Source organism: Caulobacter sp. Root655, assembly GCF_001427665.1.
Lineage (GTDB): Bacteria > Pseudomonadota > Alphaproteobacteria > Caulobacterales > Caulobacteraceae > Caulobacter.
Window position 1 is genome coordinate 160,890 of the sequence record NZ_LMHC01000027.1, and the last position, 16,021, is coordinate 176,910.

Here is a 16,021-nt window from a genome sequence, read left to right on the forward strand (position 1 = left end):
AAGCCTAGATGTCGTTTCGTCGGGACCGGAAATCGGCATCGACGCGGAAGGTGGAACTTACTCGCGGGCACAAGACCGACTGCGGTGCTGGTGGCCGGCTCCCCAACATTACCCTTCGGCCCTCTATTCGATGGGGAACGTCATTGTCAGAGGAAAGGGCTTCGAGCCAACCCGCGTCACGAACCCGTAATCGGCCTTGAGCGTCGATGCCTGCACAAATTTGATCATCGTGGCGCCAAATCCGTAGCCTGCCGGGATCTCGTCGGTAATCTTGCATTCGGTCCAGATGCGGCCATTGGGTGCGAGGATGCAGCTCACCGTGGCCGTGCCAGCAATGCCAGCCGATTTAGCCGCGTCGCTCTTTTCGCGCTGGAGCCAGCTTCTATTTGGATACGACTCCCACGGGATGTCCCACGTGTAGTTGGGTACGACGGCTGCCTGTGTCTTCGTGATCTTCTCCTCGGTCGCCTTGCGAGCTTCGGCCAGATCCTCCTTTTTGGAGGATTCGACTTTCGGCTTAGGCTGAAGCTTAGAAGGCTCATCTGGCAGACGGTCTTTTCCGATACTCAATTCGGAAGGCTTCTGGGTCGCGCTGATTTGCGGCTTCTCTACCGGGCTCGCGACGACGGTCACGGGGGCGGCCTTTTCGATTGGCGCCGGATACTTGGCCAGTACCGCAGCGATGCTCAAACTGATAACGCCGACCGTGGCGCTAGTAGCGGCCACGATGCTCGACCGGGACAAGACTGGCGTCGGCACTGACGGATTTGTTCCGGGGCGAACGCGGCGCCGAATCCAAGCCTTGATTGTTGGCCACTCCAAGGTGGCAATACCGACAATCATTGCGATGACGCTCGCTACGCTGCCGATGACCGACCATGCTTCCGTAAAGCTCAGCTTAGGCATTGGATCGTCCCCCTACATGGAGGCGACACGAACGGCCTGGGTCTTGTCAACTCCTGGGCGGCATCTGCTTCTGCGGTCTATGCGGCGGAGCCATGACCCTGCGGACCGGCAAGAACGGGGCGTATCGCTACTACACGTGCTCGAGCAAGGCCCGGATGCGGCTGCACTGGCATCACCATCCCCATGGGCCGGCTGGACGACGCCGTAGTCGGCCATCTGGAGCGCAAGCTCCTCCAGACCGATCGGCTCTGCATGCTGATGGGCAATGTCCTCGACCGACGCGAGGAGTGGATCGAGCGTCGCCGCACCCACGTCGGAGAGCTGCGCAAGCGATCGGCCGAAGCGGCCAACAAGTTGACCCGGCTCTACTCGGCCATCGAGGACGGGCTCGTCGGCCAGGGCGCCGAGGGCCTGAAGGATCGCATCAGGGAGTTGGAGGCGATCAAGGTGGAAGCCAAGGTCGACGCGGACCGCGCCGAGGCCGCGATCGAGAAGCTTGGGCCGATGATCACGCCCGAAAGCATCGAGCGCATGGCGACCGCCGCGCGGGACGGCCTACGGGACGCGGACGGCAAGTATCGCCGCGCGCACGTGCGGTCCGTCGCTCAGCGCGTGGAGGTGCCGTCCACGGCCGAGATCAAGATCATGGGGGGTAGAACTGAACTGCTTCGCACCATGGCCGCCTCAGCAGGCGAGCACTCCGTGCTAGTCGAAGTTCGCAGTTCTAAATCGAAGTGGCGCACCCGACACGATTCGAACGTGTGACCTTTGCCTTCGGAGCGCGCAAAAGGGCCTTTCCCAATTTCACGCCAGAGCCGCCGATTTCCCTACAGGTGGTTGATATAGCTGGTATTTTAGATATTATAACTTCCGCGATCTTACGCAGCTACACGCCACGATTTGCTTCCGGATGCTTCCGTGGGGCTTCCGGAAAATCGAAGGCAAAGGTCAGGAAGGAAGGCAAAGGTGAGGCTCTCCAACCGCACGATAGAGGCTCTGGAAGTCCAGGCCGCCGACTACTTCGTCTGGGACGAGGAGCTTCCCGGCTTCGGCGTCCGGGTCTACGCGTCCGGTCGCAAGGCCTATCTGGTCCAATACCGTGTCAACCGCCGCACCCGGCGCCTGACGCTCGGCATCCACGGCGCCCTAACGCCTGAGATGGCCCGCAAGGAGGCCAAGATCAGGCTGGGGGACATCGCCAAGGGCGGCGACCCGGCCGAGGAGCGCAAGACCAACCGCGAGGGCCTGACGGTGCGCGAACTGTGCGACCGCTATCTCGCCGACGCCGAGATCGGCCTGGTTCCCGGCAAGCGCCGGATGCCCAAGAAGGCTTCCACCCTGAAATCCGACCGCAGCCGCATCGACGCCCACATCGTGCCGCTGCTGGGCTCGCGGCTGGTCAAGGAAGTGACCCGGGCCGACATCCACCAGTTCATGCGAGACGTCGCCCAGGGCAAAGCACGTCGCGACCGCAAGACCAAGCCGCGCGGCCGTTCGATCGTGCGCGGCGGCCTCGGCACGGCCGGCCGCACGCTCGGGCTCCTCGGCGGTCTCTACACCTACGCCGTTCGCATCGGGATCGTGGAGACCAACCCGGTCCACGGCATCGTCAAGCCGGCGTCCAATGTGCGCCAGCGCCGGCTCACCGAAGCCGAATACCGCACCTTCGGGGAGATCCTGCGGGAAGCCGAGGCTGAGGGCCACAACGAGACTGCCCTAACGATCATCAAGGTGCTGGCGCTGACCGGCTGCCGGCGCGGCGAGATCGAGAAACTGCGATGGGAAGAGGTCGATGAGGCGGGGCGCTGCTTCCGCTTGGCCGACACCAAGGAAGGGCGCTCGATCCGCCCCATCGGGCCCGAGGTCTTCGCCCTGCTCAATCAGCGCCGGCCGGCCAAGGCCAAGGGCTACGTGTTCGAGGGCGATGTCGCCGGCAAGCCTTTCGACGGCGTGCCCAAGGTCTGGGGCAAGACCGTCCGGCTCCAGCTGGAGGATGTGACGCCCCACGCGTTGCGTCACAGCTTCGCCAGCATGGCCAACGACCTGGGGTTCACCGAGGCGACGATCGCCGCGCTCCTGGGGCACGCGGCCGGAACCACGACCAGCCGCTACGTCCATAATCTCGACGGCGTGCTGATCGCCGCCGCCGAGAAGGTGTCGGGCCATATCGCCGGCCTGATCCGCCAGATGGACGACGAGCGGCAGGGCATGCGTGCGCTGTTCGAGCAGTGGGGCACCGTCACGGAGCAGTGGGCGGACGCGGCCTGACCTGGTCGCCGGCCGGTGCGCTGATCTGGGGAGGCTTTGTGAATCCACTCGGGAGATCAGACGCAGGGCTATCGGGATATCACCCGCAGAGGTATCGGGATATCAGGCGCACGAAGTGGTCTTAGCGCTTTGATGTGATTGGGGAATTCGGGCTCTTAACTAGAGTCTAACTAAGAATCTAACTTAGGTAGTAGTTGGGCGCTGTGGATCGCGCAGGCCAGCGCGCTTGTCGAAAGCGGCTTTCACGCCCTTTCTTGTGAAAAGCTGAAAGGGCGTGTTGGCTTTAAAGCGGATGCGTACATCATTCCGTACGTGCGTCGTACTTGTCGATGCACGCGTGCAAAGCGCACAAAAAGCAAATCACGAGCAAATCACGTTAACCGTTCGTTAACCGGAAAACGGCTGCAAAATCAGCTTGTTGATAAAGGTGTTTAGAACGTTTTGCGAACAACTCGCCGCTATAGCAAATCGCGAGCAAATCTTTATGCCCACGCCGGCACGTAGCCGGACTTCGGTGCGTGCGGGTCAGCCAGACGTATTTGCTGCGCGTCCGACGCGTCTCGAATTATGCGCGAAACCGCCGCAGCGTTGGTACTGCCCAATCCGAAGCGATCGCGCAAACTCGCATTGGTCATCTTCTGTCCCGCAAGCCAGCGTAGCGCCGCGTGTTGCGCGCATGCTCGTACTCGTTCCGCCGGCGTCATGGATGCAAAACTGCGGGGGCCGTACAGCACGACGCGCACACTGTCCCCGTCCACGCGGAAATCGGGTGGCGGGAGCTGGAATAGCTCCACGGACTTGAGCGCCTTATCGACGCCGCTGCCTTGCTCCTCGCAGATACCCATTCGCCGCATCAAGGCGGCAAGGCTTTCATTTCGTGACCTGGGCGGCATGTCGACAAACCTGGCCGGCTCCACCAGCGGCTTGCCCGGGTTCGTGATCTCCACCCGATCCGTGAAGATCTCAACCATCGGGCCGGCGCCCGTAACGGTCAGATCCTGGTGGATCAGAGCGTTGGCGACCAGTTCGCGAATGGCGATGTCGGGGTAGAGCGACCGCTCCTGGCGCAGCGCCTTCCCGATCTCCTCGTTACGAGGGAGCAGGCCGTCGATGTGGTCGATGACCGCCGTGAACCCCGCAGCATACCCCCGGGTCTCCTCGTATCTTCGAAGCGTCTCCGTCCGATCGTTCCCCACATACTGGATCACCCTGACCGCTTTGCGTTCCAGGCCTTTGAAGAGAGAAAGCCGTTTGGCAAAGAGGATCGCGCCAAGATTGGTGACGTCCCATCGCTCCGCCGTCTCGCGGCGGATCAACCGATCCGCTTCAAGGCGCTCGAAAATTCCGGCCCGGTTATCCGGCAGCCTTTGCTTGGAGAGATCGAAGTAGGAGGCGTAATCGAGGTTCGTCAGGACGTCGTCGCTGGTTATGAAACTGAGCGCGACCCCCTGCTCCCAAGCGAACGGTCGCAGCTTCGCCCAAAGCGCGGCTTCGACCTCCTTGTGGTCGAGCAGCTTCGGCGTGGCGCTGCCGAGGCGAATATAGGCGACGCGATCGAAGGCGACGGGGCTGCTGGTAGCTGCTGGGATTTCGAGGACGATCAGCCGCCCGTCCGGATGCACCAGTTCCTGGAACTGAAGGTTCGGACAGGGGTCCAGCTTTTGGGCCAGCCACATCTGGAGACCCTGGTTTCCCACGGTCTCCACGTCTGGCTTGAAGGTGGTGCCCACCACTTCCCGGCTACCGTCTTCGATGCCCCAGATCATGTAGGCGGTTTCGCGGTCCGCGAGTCGGGCGCCATTTGCTAGACCGGAGACCGTAAGGGCGATCCGTTCTGGATTCGTGTTATTGGCCTTGAACTCAAACCAGTTCGCCTCAGCCTTATGGCGCCGAAGATCTTCAACGATGGCGAAGAGGCGGGCGGGGTTCAATCTGGACCTCTGGCTGGCACGGGTAGCACGGGCTCCCAAGTTCTGGTGCCTTAACATAGGGACCCACCACATTGGAGAGCACCACTCCGTCAAAGTCACGAGCACGGGCAACGGCGCCTATAGGGCCGTCCAGATCGCCGAGATCATTCGGCAGGCGCTCTCAAGGTCGTTCATCCGCCGAGTGTTGGCGTCGGGCGCCTGGAATAGTTCGCCGTGCTGCACATCAATGGACATGCAGAGACGATTAGAAACCGGCACGTTCGGCTGGAGGTTCTGATCGACGTGAAGGCGAACGAGCGTGGCGACATAAAGACCCATGTCTCGTCGCTTCGACCGTGCCGCGTCCGTATCTGCATCGTCTTGCGTTAACCTGAGGACGGCAGCGCCGGCATGTTCGACTCCGCGAATAGGCGTCCGAACGAATAGATCCGCCCTAACTGAGACTTCGACACCACCTAGATTGAGCTTCGGCTGCGCCTGTGGACCAGGCCGAAACGTGAAGGGTGAAATCTGATTAGTCATGGCCTGTATGGAGTGCAGGACCTCTATCGAGTTTCTGGCATCATCCTGGCGCAATGCGGATTCCGCTGCATCCTCCGCGCGCTGCTGAAACATTTGCTCAGCACTAGTTAACGGATTCACGCGCCTACTATCATCTGATAGGAAGCCGGTCACGACCGGGCGGACATCCCGGTAGCGGATGATCGGCGGCGCTTGTGGCGCTTTGGATCGGCGGATGATCCCTAGCCGGGCGGTGTCAGATGACACCATGTATAGGGCTAGATCGTTCGCAGTGATCCGGGGCGTCGGACGTGGAGACAAAGCCAATGGATGAAATCCTTGCGACCTCCAGCCTCGGCAACGGCTGCAACCTCCATATAGCCACGCTTTCGCGCAAGACGATAGCAAACGCGGGTTGCGACCATCTCGGGTATGGGGGCTATTTCGTCTTCGAAACCAGTGAGACGCCGGGCTCCAAGGGGATAACGGTTTTGGGCAAGGCGTCGTCTCTTGAGGCCGCGTTTCGGCTTATTGATCTCTGGAGCATCCGCCAGCCTGTCGCCGCCTAGGCGCTGCGCTTCTTGTAAGGCCCGCGCATCGACTCCCGCCCTTTCGCTGGGAGCCCGCACCTCGCTCCACGGGCGTGCGTTGACCAGAACCGACAATCGCTTTCGGCCCAAGTATGAGCCGCGAGGGTCCTGGATGCAGGGCCGTGCGACATTCCATTCCGACAAGTGCTCAGTGTGTCGGTCTGCGATCTAACGGGACAGCCCTTGAGCGTGGATGCAGCCGACTCTGCCTAGTCGGATGATCCGGCAGCTAGCCTGACGCACCTTTGTAGCCGCGCACGTAAATTACCCTGTCAGGATGTGCGGCAAACTTTTCGTGCCACGTCGCGATGGTGTCGTCATACGCGGAGCTGGGTATCCGCAACACCATCCGAGTGGGGGAGTCTTCTATGGATTCCGACGCGCGGGGGCCGCCCACGTCGATTATGAACGCTTTCCCTGCAGCAGGTTGCGGCTTGGCACCCTTTCCAAGGAACACGATCTGGACCATACCAATACGTTAGTACGGATTGGCTCCCAGCAAAAGGGTGTGGCAAACTCTATGCAGCTGAAGCGAGTTCTTGCTCGCCCATCATCTCCTCCCACTGTCGTAATTCTCGCCTCACGTCTTGAAGATCTGCCAGACGCGCTCTTAACCACTTCAACATCTGTGGGGCCGTGCATGAGGTCGTGCCCTGCCCACTACAGGCGGCAGCGACATTAGCGGCCTTCTGGGCAGAAATGATAATTGCGGGATCGAGCGGAGCCGTGGGGAAAAGGGCGATCAAGCTTTGATGTACAATTTGGCTCGCGTGGATAGTATCCTGTTGCAAACTACACATATGTTGCACGTTAGGGCTTTCGTTAAGGCGATATTGCACAAGTGCTTCTTCAGTTTCGATCGCAATTTCCACGCGGATTACAAGCGCTTCACAAGCCTTTAGGTACGCGCGGGCGCGCCTAGATTTCTCCACGCGCAGCGCCTGACGTTCGCGCCGTTCCAAATCTCTCGCGGCTTCCTTTGCCTTGGCCTCAGCGAAGTTGGCGCGTCTGCTCTCATACCAAATTGCGAAGAAGCCCAGCCCAAGCGCTGCACTCGAAAGCAATCCTTGATTGGCTTCAGCCCATGGCCAGGCACCATTGGCGTCGCAGATCCGCTCCCAGATCCATTTTAAGAACAGCGACAGATGCATGGCGCGTGACTACATCCGATGTCGCTGTTGCTTCCAGCAAGCGAAAGGCGAGGCTAAATAATTCTAGCTTTTCGCCTCATGCTCACTTTTCTTATTTTCCACTATCCGATGAAGTTCTTCAAGCAATCGCGCTTGATTGCGCTCATCAGAAGATGGCGCTCCAGTCTTTCCAAAGAAAGCAGCCTTTAGGTCATCTTCTGTAATTAATGCGCGCGCCCGATCAAGAGAGATCTGAGTGGAAGTTTCCTGCTTAAATGCTCCAAGCTCGTGCTCAATATATACATCTGCGAATTTGCGAGCCTCATCGAGATCCTTCACTTGATGCAGCGCGGACCTCGCTTCAGCCTCAAATCCCAATCTCTGGAAAAGCGGATAGTTATAGTTGCGGAGATTATCGGCGCCGCGAGCTGTAGAGCCCGAGACGATCATTAGAGAATATCCGGAGTTCTGGCCGAATGCTTCGTCAAACAAATATCGAACGTCTTGCAAAAATGACTGCACGCGAGCAACGGGAACGCCGCTGGAAAAAATCGCCTCAACCTCGTCTAAGCAAATCATGACGCCGTTGAACAATTTTTGCTGGCGGGCGAGCGCGAACAGCTCGGTCATTACGCGGATCATTAGAGAGCCGCTAGAGAGGCGACCTGAAACTCGGAGATAGCGCCGATCAGTTGAGGTAAGCGTTTCTCCAACTATCCAGCGACGGCAGACATCTAGTAAATTGGCGAAGTCGTAGCGCTGGCTCTGATCTTGGGGGACGTAACCGTCTTTCCCAGCCTCCACAAGTTTTAGAAGCGCATTCCGAAGGTCGATCTGGCGAATAGGTCCGAGTTCACCGTTCTCGATGCGATTTACGATAGCAGACAAAAGATCGTGCTCTCCAACAAGCTTTACGTGCTCATCAGCAGCTCGGAAAATCTCTTTAACCAACACTATCGCGGAGCCAGTCCCAGCGAGGAACTCCACCGTCACGATTGGCAGGTTATTTTGTTTAACTTCGTATTGGCAATGGCGCTGGAAGTGCGACTTTCCCTGGCCCGTTCCGCCTAAGACGGCGAGGCTACGGCGCGCAATCTCCGGGCCGGCAATAGCGGTAACGCCAGCGGCGAATTTTTTGATCGCCTCTTCCTGATTGTAGATGACCTCGGGATAGATCGTTCGAGCGGGCGGGAATGGATTTCTCCGCATTCCATAGCTCGCAAGAAATTCGTTTTTCTGGGGCTCGCCGCTGACGACGCCCTTCAGCAGGTTGCCTAGCGTAGAAGTCATCGCGCGGGCCCTTCTACGGTCAAGACTGGGCGCTCTCCAAGGTACAGACGATCAATCACTACCGGTTCTGTCCGAACTTTGTCCAATGGGCCAGTGATCGCTTCGTCGCGCGAAACCGGCTTGCCGCCCGCGGCCGGCTGGAACGTGTAGTCTGGCAACGATCTGGCCGCTACAAACTTTTCGAGCCGCTGCTTGGCCGCCCACGGGCTCATACGTGACAGCTCGCAAAAGCGAGGTAGGAGGTCGATGACCTTCGCGATCCCGACGGACGAAACTTCGACAAAAGCCTGCTCGAACGCATCCGTGGCGTCTCGATCTGTCGGCCGGTTCGAGCCATCAAAGATCGCGTCGCCGTTCGACCAGGCTTGGCCCAGCAAAATATGGAAACGCGGGAGGCGCTCGCTTTCTTCGAGCCCGGCGCGACCAACGATCTCGTGGACGAGCGGGACAATTTCTTGTCGCGCCACCGTTCCTCGCTCCTTCAAGACCGTGAGGAACGACCTGTAGGCCTCCCATCGTTCCAGGATCGAGCTAACCGCGTCGAGATCATCCGTCACCAGCGCCGTCTCAACGGTGTCGACGTCTTTGGTGGGGCGAAACATCGTGCCAGACTGATCCAATAGGCCAATGCGCCGCAAAATTTCGACCGGCCGTTTCGCCTTGTCCAATGAGATCGAGTCTTGATCGAGGGCGGCGACTATCTCCTCAACCGTGCCACCACCGATGCGGCGAGCAGCGGCCAGCATGCGCAACGTTTGAGGCAGCGAGGCCCTCGGAATCGGTGTCGCAATTGGAGCCGACGCCTTCGGCGCGGCGGATCGTGAGCGCTTCCCGTCGGCCGCAGGATTCGCGCGACCGATGGTAGGCGTCGCGCTAACAACGGCCTCAACCACCGGCACCGAACCGCCCCTTGCGTTCGCTTCGCCTTCAGCCGCAACAGAGGGCACATTGTCCGGTATCGTCGCGACTACTTCGTGAACGACAGGTTCAAACGAGCAAGTGAGAGTTTCGCCCGCCCATTCTGTTGGCGTCTTTCCAGGCCAGTAGCATTCCAATGTGGCCACAGGGTTCTTCGCAATCGAAATTCTGACCGTGCCGAACGCGTGTGTAAGCTCCCACGCCAAAGCGCGTAGTGGCGCCCCCACGAAACCGCGTGCTAGTGCGTCATATCGCAGACATTCAACCGGTGCATCGCCCAGAACCAGGCTCGGGACAAACAGAGTTTCGATGCCCTCGGCCGAAAGGACGCGAGCAATATTTACGTCAGAGGTGACTACTCGCCGTGCCGTCCGCGAACGCATCGACCGCAGCACGTTGTGGATCGCCTCAATTATCAGTCGATCTTCAAGTACATCACTTTGGTCCGGATCACTGCCCGAAGAAGAAGCCATTTTTTGGTAGCGAAGCAGCGACGGGTCAATTTCGACGACCTGGCAGCGTCCTTTGTTTCGCTCAAGAAGCCCTAAGGCACCGTTTACCAATCCACGTGATCTAAGAACTTTACTTATATTGGTGATATTGAATTTATTAACTAACGATTTGATCGTTGCGTCACGTGCCTGAATGGTCGTGAGTGAGGCAACAACAGGCATAAGCCAAATAGATGGCCGATGCAGAACCCTGAGAAGCCAATGCACTGAACCATTGTGCAGAGCATTTGTATCAGGGACGATTACGACACCATCCTGCTCGTCCAATTTTATAAGTTGCTCAAGAAGTTCGAGCGGAACCTCCGGCTTCAATAGGCCAACTCGGCCTAAAACTAGAGCCAACGTGTCTTCAATCGTTCTGACGCGACGGGCTGCGTCTTCAGCTTCGGTTTTTCCCGTGCCTTTCGGCACGCCTGAAATCAGCTTTGAAAACGTATAGAACTGTTCCGACGAACTGTCTTCAGTCGGAATGTTCGCCGCATGTACTTGGAGTAATCCAAGTTGCACCCACTCGCTTGGCTGGAGGTGAGTTGAATCATTATAGGCGACGGAATACGATCCGGCCGGCAGGTTTTGCAGGTGCCGGCCTTTACCGCACTGATCAAGAGTTAGGCGAACTCGAGTCATTCGACTCTGATCCAGATGCTGCTGTCCAACTGCAATTGCTCAATGTGGTCGATAACGGAACCACAAACCATTAACGCCGCCTTTGGCTCCGCAATTTCAATCGTCGCAATCCAGGGCTTGCCAACGCCGGGCTGAGGAGCACTAACGGCGCTGAACACGCCATATTCGTTTGCGTTCGCAGCCCCGCCTACGAGCGACTTGAAGTCTTCTAGCCGATACCATTCACCCGGATCCACGAGTACGCCAGCGGCATGCAATGCGGCTGCGGAGAGATCGTCCACGTTGGCGGCCCACAACTCGCGCCCCTTTGGCTCCAGTAGCCCGTCACCGTCGGGTTGCCCTTGCGGGTCAAAAATCCCCTCGCGCACTTTTATGAGCATCGTTCTACCAAGTGTATTCCCCCCATGGCCTTACGTAAGCCACGCCGCATCTTTGCACACCGTGCAAGCTTCACAACCTTTAGGTTCTTTGCGGCGTGAGCAAGATCGTCAAGCGATGGTGAGCGCTAAGCGCGTCGCCCATCCATGCTGACCAAGGTGTAGGAGAGTTTTTAGGTGGAATGCTCCTGAGGGATCGACGGCCAGATAAAAGCACCGCCGTCGGTCTACGTCCGAGGCGTTGCGGGGGTTGGGCTGGCGCGTGGCTGAACCGACGGCGCTCATTTTGCGCGTCTGGCGCTTTTTCCCCGATGATCAAGGTTTTCAAGACCCGCCGCGCCGTCGGTGTGCCCTGGCGTATTTTGGGGGGCCGGCCGGCGTGGAAGGGCCAGCCGTTCGCCAGGCCCTCAAGGGCGGCTTCGCCGTCGCCTGCGGCGATGGCCTAGCGGCCCCCCTTGACCGCCTGTCGCCCGGCCGGCTGTGGCTCGGCGTGCGGCTTAAGCCGCGAGAGGTCACCAAGTGACCTACGGCTGTCCGGTTGAACTTGGCGCGCCAGATCAATGGTCCGGGTGATCATGCCGAGCGCCGCCGCGAGGTGCGCCTCGACGGCGGCGGGTTCGATCTTCAGGCGGCGTGCGATGTCGCTGTAAGTCAGGCCCCTGAAGCGGCTCAGCACGAAGACGTCACGTTCCCTCTCGGGTAGACGCAGGATCGCATATCGGCACAGGTCAATCTCGTCATCAGGGTCGAAGCTGGGTCCAGCCCACAGAGACGGATGACGAAGGCGCCAGAGTTGCGCCGGCTCCAACGGCCAGAGATTCAAAGTCCCGTACATCCGCCATGCCTCCCGGTCCGCAAGGCTGCGTCGCCCCATCCCTGATCGCCAGTCGCGCGGGTGACGGCAGCGATTAGCGCTCGAACCGTTTCGCAGGCTTCGGGCCAGGATGCCGACGCTATCGCATCCGGGGGCATCACCGCGATGGCGTGGACCTGATAGTAAGGGCTGAGAAGCGCAGCAAGCGCTGGAAGCTCAGCGGGCGCGCCGTCAAAACCGGCTCGCCGGGCGCACCTCAGCGCCCTGGCCAGATCGTGGCGGATGTGAACCCGGTTCCAGTCGTCGCTGATCCCGCGATGGAGCAGATAGGCCTTGAGCGCCAGTTCGATCGCTATCGCCAGGAAGTAGCGGGTCGCCTCTGGGTGACGGTCCAGCGCCGCCACGGCCGCCTCGTGGAAGCCCGCAGCATTCCGGCGGAAGGTGTGCGCCAACGGGCGATCGGCGCCGTCGCGCCGCCTGGGAGCGCGGCGGATCATAGCCGACCGGAAAGAACCGCAAGGTCACGAACGGCTCGGACGATCAGTCCATGGGCCTCCGGGTGATCCTCCTCGAAGATCAGGCCGCCCGCTACCGACAGGTTGGCGACAACCGCCTCGACACTCTTAGCCGGAGCCGGCCGCATCGCCTTGAGAAGGGTTTGGTTCTCTTCCTCCAGCACATCCAACCGCGCGTCGATCTCGGCGAGTCTGGCGCCCTCGGGGATGGCGGCCCGTTCATCGCCTGACAGGCGATACCACCTGCGCTTTTTGATCAGCCAACCTTCAAGGTTGCCCCACTCGGTTTGAAGGCGCTTGCGCTCGTCATCCACGGCGAGCCAACGCTGACAAATGGCAAGGGCGGGATCACCCTGCGCGCTGGCCGACGCGAGACCGGCGACCAACGGCGTCGCAGACCCGCCGGCCAGCACGGTACGCCTTGACGGTTCAAACAGGCGCGCAGGCGCGCTTCCCGCCTTTCGACGTGAGCTCATGGCGATAACCTTGTATGTTGATTGCTTAGCTTCTGTGAATCATCTCATACAAGTCGAAACGTATCACATGAGTCGTAACGTATCAATTAGCGCCGCGCAAATTCGAGCGGCACGGGCGCTTGTTGATTGGAGTGGTCCGAAATTGGCCCAGGCGTCGGGCGTTTCGATTCCAACCATTCGTCGCATGGAAAGCGCGGTCGGACCTGAACGTAGCTCGGTGGTCAACGTTGAGGCCGTGCGGCGCGCTCTTGAAGAAGCTGGGGTAGTGTTTCAAGCGGCGGATGACGTCGCTGGCGCAGGTGTACGGTTGAAGAAGTAAGGGTACCACCCAGCACACTCAGCACACCGGCCTTCGCGCGCAGCGGCTAGGACCTAAGCGACCTATTGGGGTCAGGTCGGCGGCTCAGCTTGCTTCCGGATTTGCCGATTCCACGAAATTTCACGCCAAAATAGCCGTATATCGTGCTTCCGTATTGCTTCCGGGCAGCTGAAAATCGTCCGCCATCAGACGGTATAAAATATCAACTTATTGATTTTATTGAGGTTTTTGGCGCACCCGACACGATTCGAACGTGTGACCTTTGCCTTCGGAGGGCAACGCTCTATCCAGCTGAGCTACGGGTGCTTCCGCCTTGCGGAAGCGCGGTCTTAGCCGAAAGGCCGCGCCGGCGCAAACGGGTCTTGTCAGCCTTTCGCCAGATAAACGAAGCGCAGGATGAACAGGGCCGCCAGGACCAGTAGCAGCCAGTCGCCCTTGCCGATCTTGCCGGTCAGCAGCCGCAGCGCCGCGTAGCTGGTGATGCCGAACGCCAGGCCGTTGGCGATCGAGAAGGTCAGCGGGATGGTGATCAGGGTCAGGAAGGCCGGGATCGCCACCGTCGGATCGGCCCAGTCGATGTCGGTCAGGCTGCCGACCATCATCGCGCCGACCAGGATCAGGGCCGGGGCGGTGGCGGCGGCCGGGATGGCCTGGACCAGGGGGGCGAAGAACAGGGTGGCCAGGAACAGCAGGCCGACGACGACGGCCGTCAGGCCGGTGCGGCCGCCGGCCGTGACCCCCGAAGCGCTCTCGATATAGCTGACCACCGTGCTGGTGCCGGCCGCGGCCCCGACCATGGTCGCCGCCGAATCGGCCAGCAGGATGCGGTTGAGGCGGGGGATCGAGCCGTCCGGCGCTTGCAGGCCGGCCTTCTTGGTCACCGCCACCAGGGTGCCGACATTGTCGAACAGGTCGACGAACAGGAAGACGAAGATGATCTCGAGCATGGCCAGTCCAAGGCCACCCTTGAGGTTGAACGCGCCCATGACGTCCATCTTGAAGGCCGTGGCGGTCAGGTCGGCGAGGCTGGAGGTGGCCGGGACGATCTTGGCCAGGCCCAGGGCCCAGCCGGCCGCGGTGGCCAGCAGGATGCCGATCAGGATCGCGCCCTTGACCCGCCAGGCCTGCAGTACGGCGATCAGGACCAGGCCCATGATGGCGACGGCGGCGGTCGGGGTGGTCAGGTCGCCCAGGGCCACGGTGGTGGCGGGACTGGCGACGATGATTCCCGCCTCCTTCAGACCGATGAAGGCGATGAACAGCCCAACTCCGGCGGCGACGGCCGAGAACAGCGGCTTGGGGATCGCTCCGACGATCATCTGGCGCACCCCGGCCAGGGTGAGGATCAGGAAGGCGACGCCCGACAGGAAGACGCAGCCCAGCGCCACCTCCCACGGCACGCCCATGCCCTTGACCACCGTGTAGGTGAAATAGGCGTTCAGCCCCATGCCCGGGGCCAGGGCCAGCGGGTAGTTGGCGATCAGCCCCATCAGGATCGAGCCGAAGCCGGCCGCCAGGCAGGTGGCGGCGGCCACGGCGGCCACCGGCATGCCGGCCTCGCCGAGGATCGCCGGGTTGACCACCACGATATAGGCCATGGTCATGAAGGTGGTGACGCCGGCCAGCACCTCGGTGCGGACGTCGGTGCCCTGGGCCTTGAGGCCGAAGAAGCGATCGAGCATGGCTATTGGCTCCGGCCGGGGGCTTGGGTGTTGGTGGAAGCGGGGGCGGTGGGAAGGGCGATCGCGTAGCGGTCCCAGTGGGTGATCAGTTCGTGCGCCACCACGCCGCCGACCCGGAAGGTGGCGGCAAAGGCCGCGGCCGCGCCCTCGTCGTGGAACACGCGCGGGAAGGTCGGCTGGTCGAGCGGCGGGCGCGAATAGTTGCTGGCCGTGCGCAGCACCAGCACGCGGCGTCGGTCGATCCGGCCGCCGGCGGCATGGGCGTCGAGCACGTCGAGGATCCCCTGGTCTTCGCAGTCGGTCATGGTGAAGGTTCCCGCCCCGTCGGTCCACAGCTTGACCCAGTCGCGGGCCCACTGGGTGCGGCGGGCGCCGTGCCAGAACCGCACCGTGCCCAGGGCGTCGCCCACCAGCACGAACGGCGGCCGTTGCGCCAGGGGCTCGCCCGCATAGCCGCCGCGCAGGCCTTGCAGCGCAGCGGAATCGGGCAGCTTGACGTCGCGGGTCAGGCCGTAGGCCCAGTCGACCAGGCCGGCGTCCAGCGTCCAGACCATGGCGCTGGAGCCCTCGGCCTTGCCCTTGACGTTCGGGCGCTCGGCGTCGTTCGCATAGAGGCCGTAGGGCCAGTCGGCCGGAATCTCGCGGTCGTCGACCTCGTAGATCGGATCGGCGTCGACCACGTATTTCGCCCAGGCGGCGCTGCCGACCGAGGCGGCGGCGGGATCGACCCCGGCGATGCCGCTGACGATCCAGTAGGCCTTCGACAGGTCGAACTGGTCCGAGAGGATCAGGGCGGCGACACTCTCGCGAGTCCGGCCGCGCATGTCGCTGACGATGGCCAGCACGCCGTCGTCGGAATAGCGGGCGAGGTGGCGAACGCCGGGAATGGCGATCTCATGTTTCAGCGGCCAGCCCTCGACCCAGGGCTGGAACTCGCCGGCGAAGTCGCCGGTGTCGGCTCCGATCTCGAAGGTGGTGACGATCACCACCTTGATCGGCAGCGGCTTGGCCTGGGCGACGACGCCCAGGCCCAATGCGACGGCCAGGGCCATGAGAAGCGAAAACCACCGTGCGCGCATGCCGACCCCAACTCGAAAACCGGCGGAGAAAATTGACCGGCGCGGCGCGCGGCGCAATCGGCAAACTTGACCGACGCCTGGACGGG

At 61.2% G+C, this 16,021-nt stretch carries 15 protein-coding genes and 1 tRNA gene; 3 read left to right on the top strand and 13 right to left on the bottom strand.

What is annotated here, in order from left to right; translation table 11 throughout:
- Positions 1-123: 123 nt before the first annotated feature.
- Positions 124-906 (bottom strand): hypothetical protein, encoded by a 783-nt coding sequence (locus tag ASD79_RS22410; protein WP_156400630.1) that lies wholly within the window; start codon positions 904-906, stop codon positions 124-126.
- Positions 907-1,089: 183 nt separating this feature from the next.
- Between ASD79_RS22410 and ASD79_RS22415 the strand changes: the two genes are divergently transcribed.
- Together ASD79_RS22415 and ASD79_RS22420 are read left to right on the top strand one after the other, a co-directional pair.
- On the top strand, positions 1,090-1,671 hold the full coding sequence (locus ASD79_RS22415) for a hypothetical protein (protein ID WP_056725820.1): 582 nt from the start codon (positions 1,090-1,092) through the stop codon (positions 1,669-1,671).
- A gap of 201 nt (positions 1,672-1,872) precedes the next feature.
- Positions 1,873-3,174 (top strand): site-specific integrase, encoded by a 1,302-nt coding sequence (locus ASD79_RS22420; protein WP_056725821.1) that lies wholly within the window; start codon positions 1,873-1,875, stop codon positions 3,172-3,174.
- Between the two features lie 482 nt (positions 3,175-3,656).
- Here ASD79_RS22420 and ASD79_RS22425 read toward each other — a convergent pair whose 3' ends face one another.
- Together ASD79_RS22425 and ASD79_RS22430 are read right to left on the bottom strand one after the other, a co-directional pair.
- Positions 3,657-5,105: an ATP-binding protein gene (locus ASD79_RS22425; RefSeq protein ID WP_056725824.1), complete on the bottom strand. Its 1,449-nt coding sequence runs from the start codon at positions 5,103-5,105 to the stop codon at positions 3,657-3,659.
- Positions 5,106-5,222: 117 nt separating this feature from the next.
- Positions 5,223-5,876: a hypothetical protein gene (locus tag ASD79_RS22430; RefSeq protein WP_200952346.1), complete on the bottom strand. Its 654-nt coding sequence runs from the start codon at positions 5,874-5,876 to the stop codon at positions 5,223-5,225.
- A 56-nt stretch (positions 5,877-5,932) separates the two neighbouring features.
- Between ASD79_RS22430 and ASD79_RS22435 the strand changes: the two genes are divergently transcribed.
- Entirely contained in the window at positions 5,933-6,175 is a 243-nt protein-coding gene (locus tag ASD79_RS22435) for a hypothetical protein (protein WP_056725828.1), read from the top strand.
- A 539-nt stretch (positions 6,176-6,714) separates the two neighbouring features.
- Here the strand turns inward: ASD79_RS22435 and ASD79_RS24155 are convergent.
- From ASD79_RS24155 to ASD79_RS22475, 10 genes are all read right to left on the bottom strand, one after another.
- Positions 6,715-7,347, bottom strand: coding sequence for a hypothetical protein (locus ASD79_RS24155; protein ID WP_156400631.1), 633 nt, complete (start codon positions 7,345-7,347; stop codon positions 6,715-6,717).
- 63 nt (positions 7,348-7,410) lie between these two features.
- Entirely contained in the window at positions 7,411-8,616 is a 1,206-nt protein-coding gene (locus ASD79_RS24160) for a BREX system ATP-binding domain-containing protein (RefSeq protein WP_156400632.1), read from the bottom strand.
- Positions 8,613-10,673 carry a hypothetical protein gene (locus tag ASD79_RS24165; protein WP_156400633.1) on the bottom strand — a complete coding sequence of 687 codons (2,061 nt, stop codon included), beginning with the start codon at positions 10,671-10,673 and terminating at the stop codon, positions 8,613-8,615. The genes ASD79_RS24160 and ASD79_RS24165 overlap by 4 nt, the downstream gene beginning before the upstream one ends.
- Positions 10,670-11,053, bottom strand: a complete 384-nt coding sequence (locus tag ASD79_RS22445; protein ID WP_056725831.1) for a hypothetical protein — start codon at positions 11,051-11,053, stop codon at positions 10,670-10,672. The genes ASD79_RS24165 and ASD79_RS22445 overlap by 4 nt, the downstream gene beginning before the upstream one ends.
- Before the next feature lie 439 nt (positions 11,054-11,492).
- Positions 11,493-11,885, bottom strand: coding sequence for a sigma factor-like helix-turn-helix DNA-binding protein (locus tag ASD79_RS22450; protein ID WP_056725833.1), 393 nt, complete (start codon positions 11,883-11,885; stop codon positions 11,493-11,495).
- Positions 11,870-12,316 (bottom strand): hypothetical protein, encoded by a 447-nt coding sequence (locus ASD79_RS22455; protein WP_235524563.1) that lies wholly within the window; start codon positions 12,314-12,316, stop codon positions 11,870-11,872. Before ASD79_RS22455 ends, ASD79_RS22450 begins: the two co-directional genes overlap by 16 nt.
- A 41-nt stretch (positions 12,317-12,357) precedes the next feature.
- Positions 12,358-12,855 carry a hypothetical protein gene (locus ASD79_RS22460; RefSeq protein WP_082585066.1) on the bottom strand — a complete coding sequence of 166 codons (498 nt, stop codon included), beginning with the start codon at positions 12,853-12,855 and terminating at the stop codon, positions 12,358-12,360.
- A gap of 548 nt (positions 12,856-13,403) precedes the next feature.
- Positions 13,404-13,480, bottom strand: a tRNA-Arg gene (locus ASD79_RS22465).
- 59 nt (positions 13,481-13,539) lie between these two features.
- Positions 13,540-14,856: an NCS2 family permease gene (locus tag ASD79_RS22470; RefSeq protein WP_056725838.1), complete on the bottom strand. Its 1,317-nt coding sequence runs from the start codon at positions 14,854-14,856 to the stop codon at positions 13,540-13,542.
- A gap of 2 nt (positions 14,857-14,858) precedes the next feature.
- Complete coding sequence (locus ASD79_RS22475; RefSeq protein ID WP_056725840.1) at positions 14,859-15,935, bottom strand: purine nucleoside permease; 1,077 nt, start codon at positions 15,933-15,935, stop codon at positions 14,859-14,861.
- Positions 15,936-16,021 lie beyond the last annotated feature (86 nt).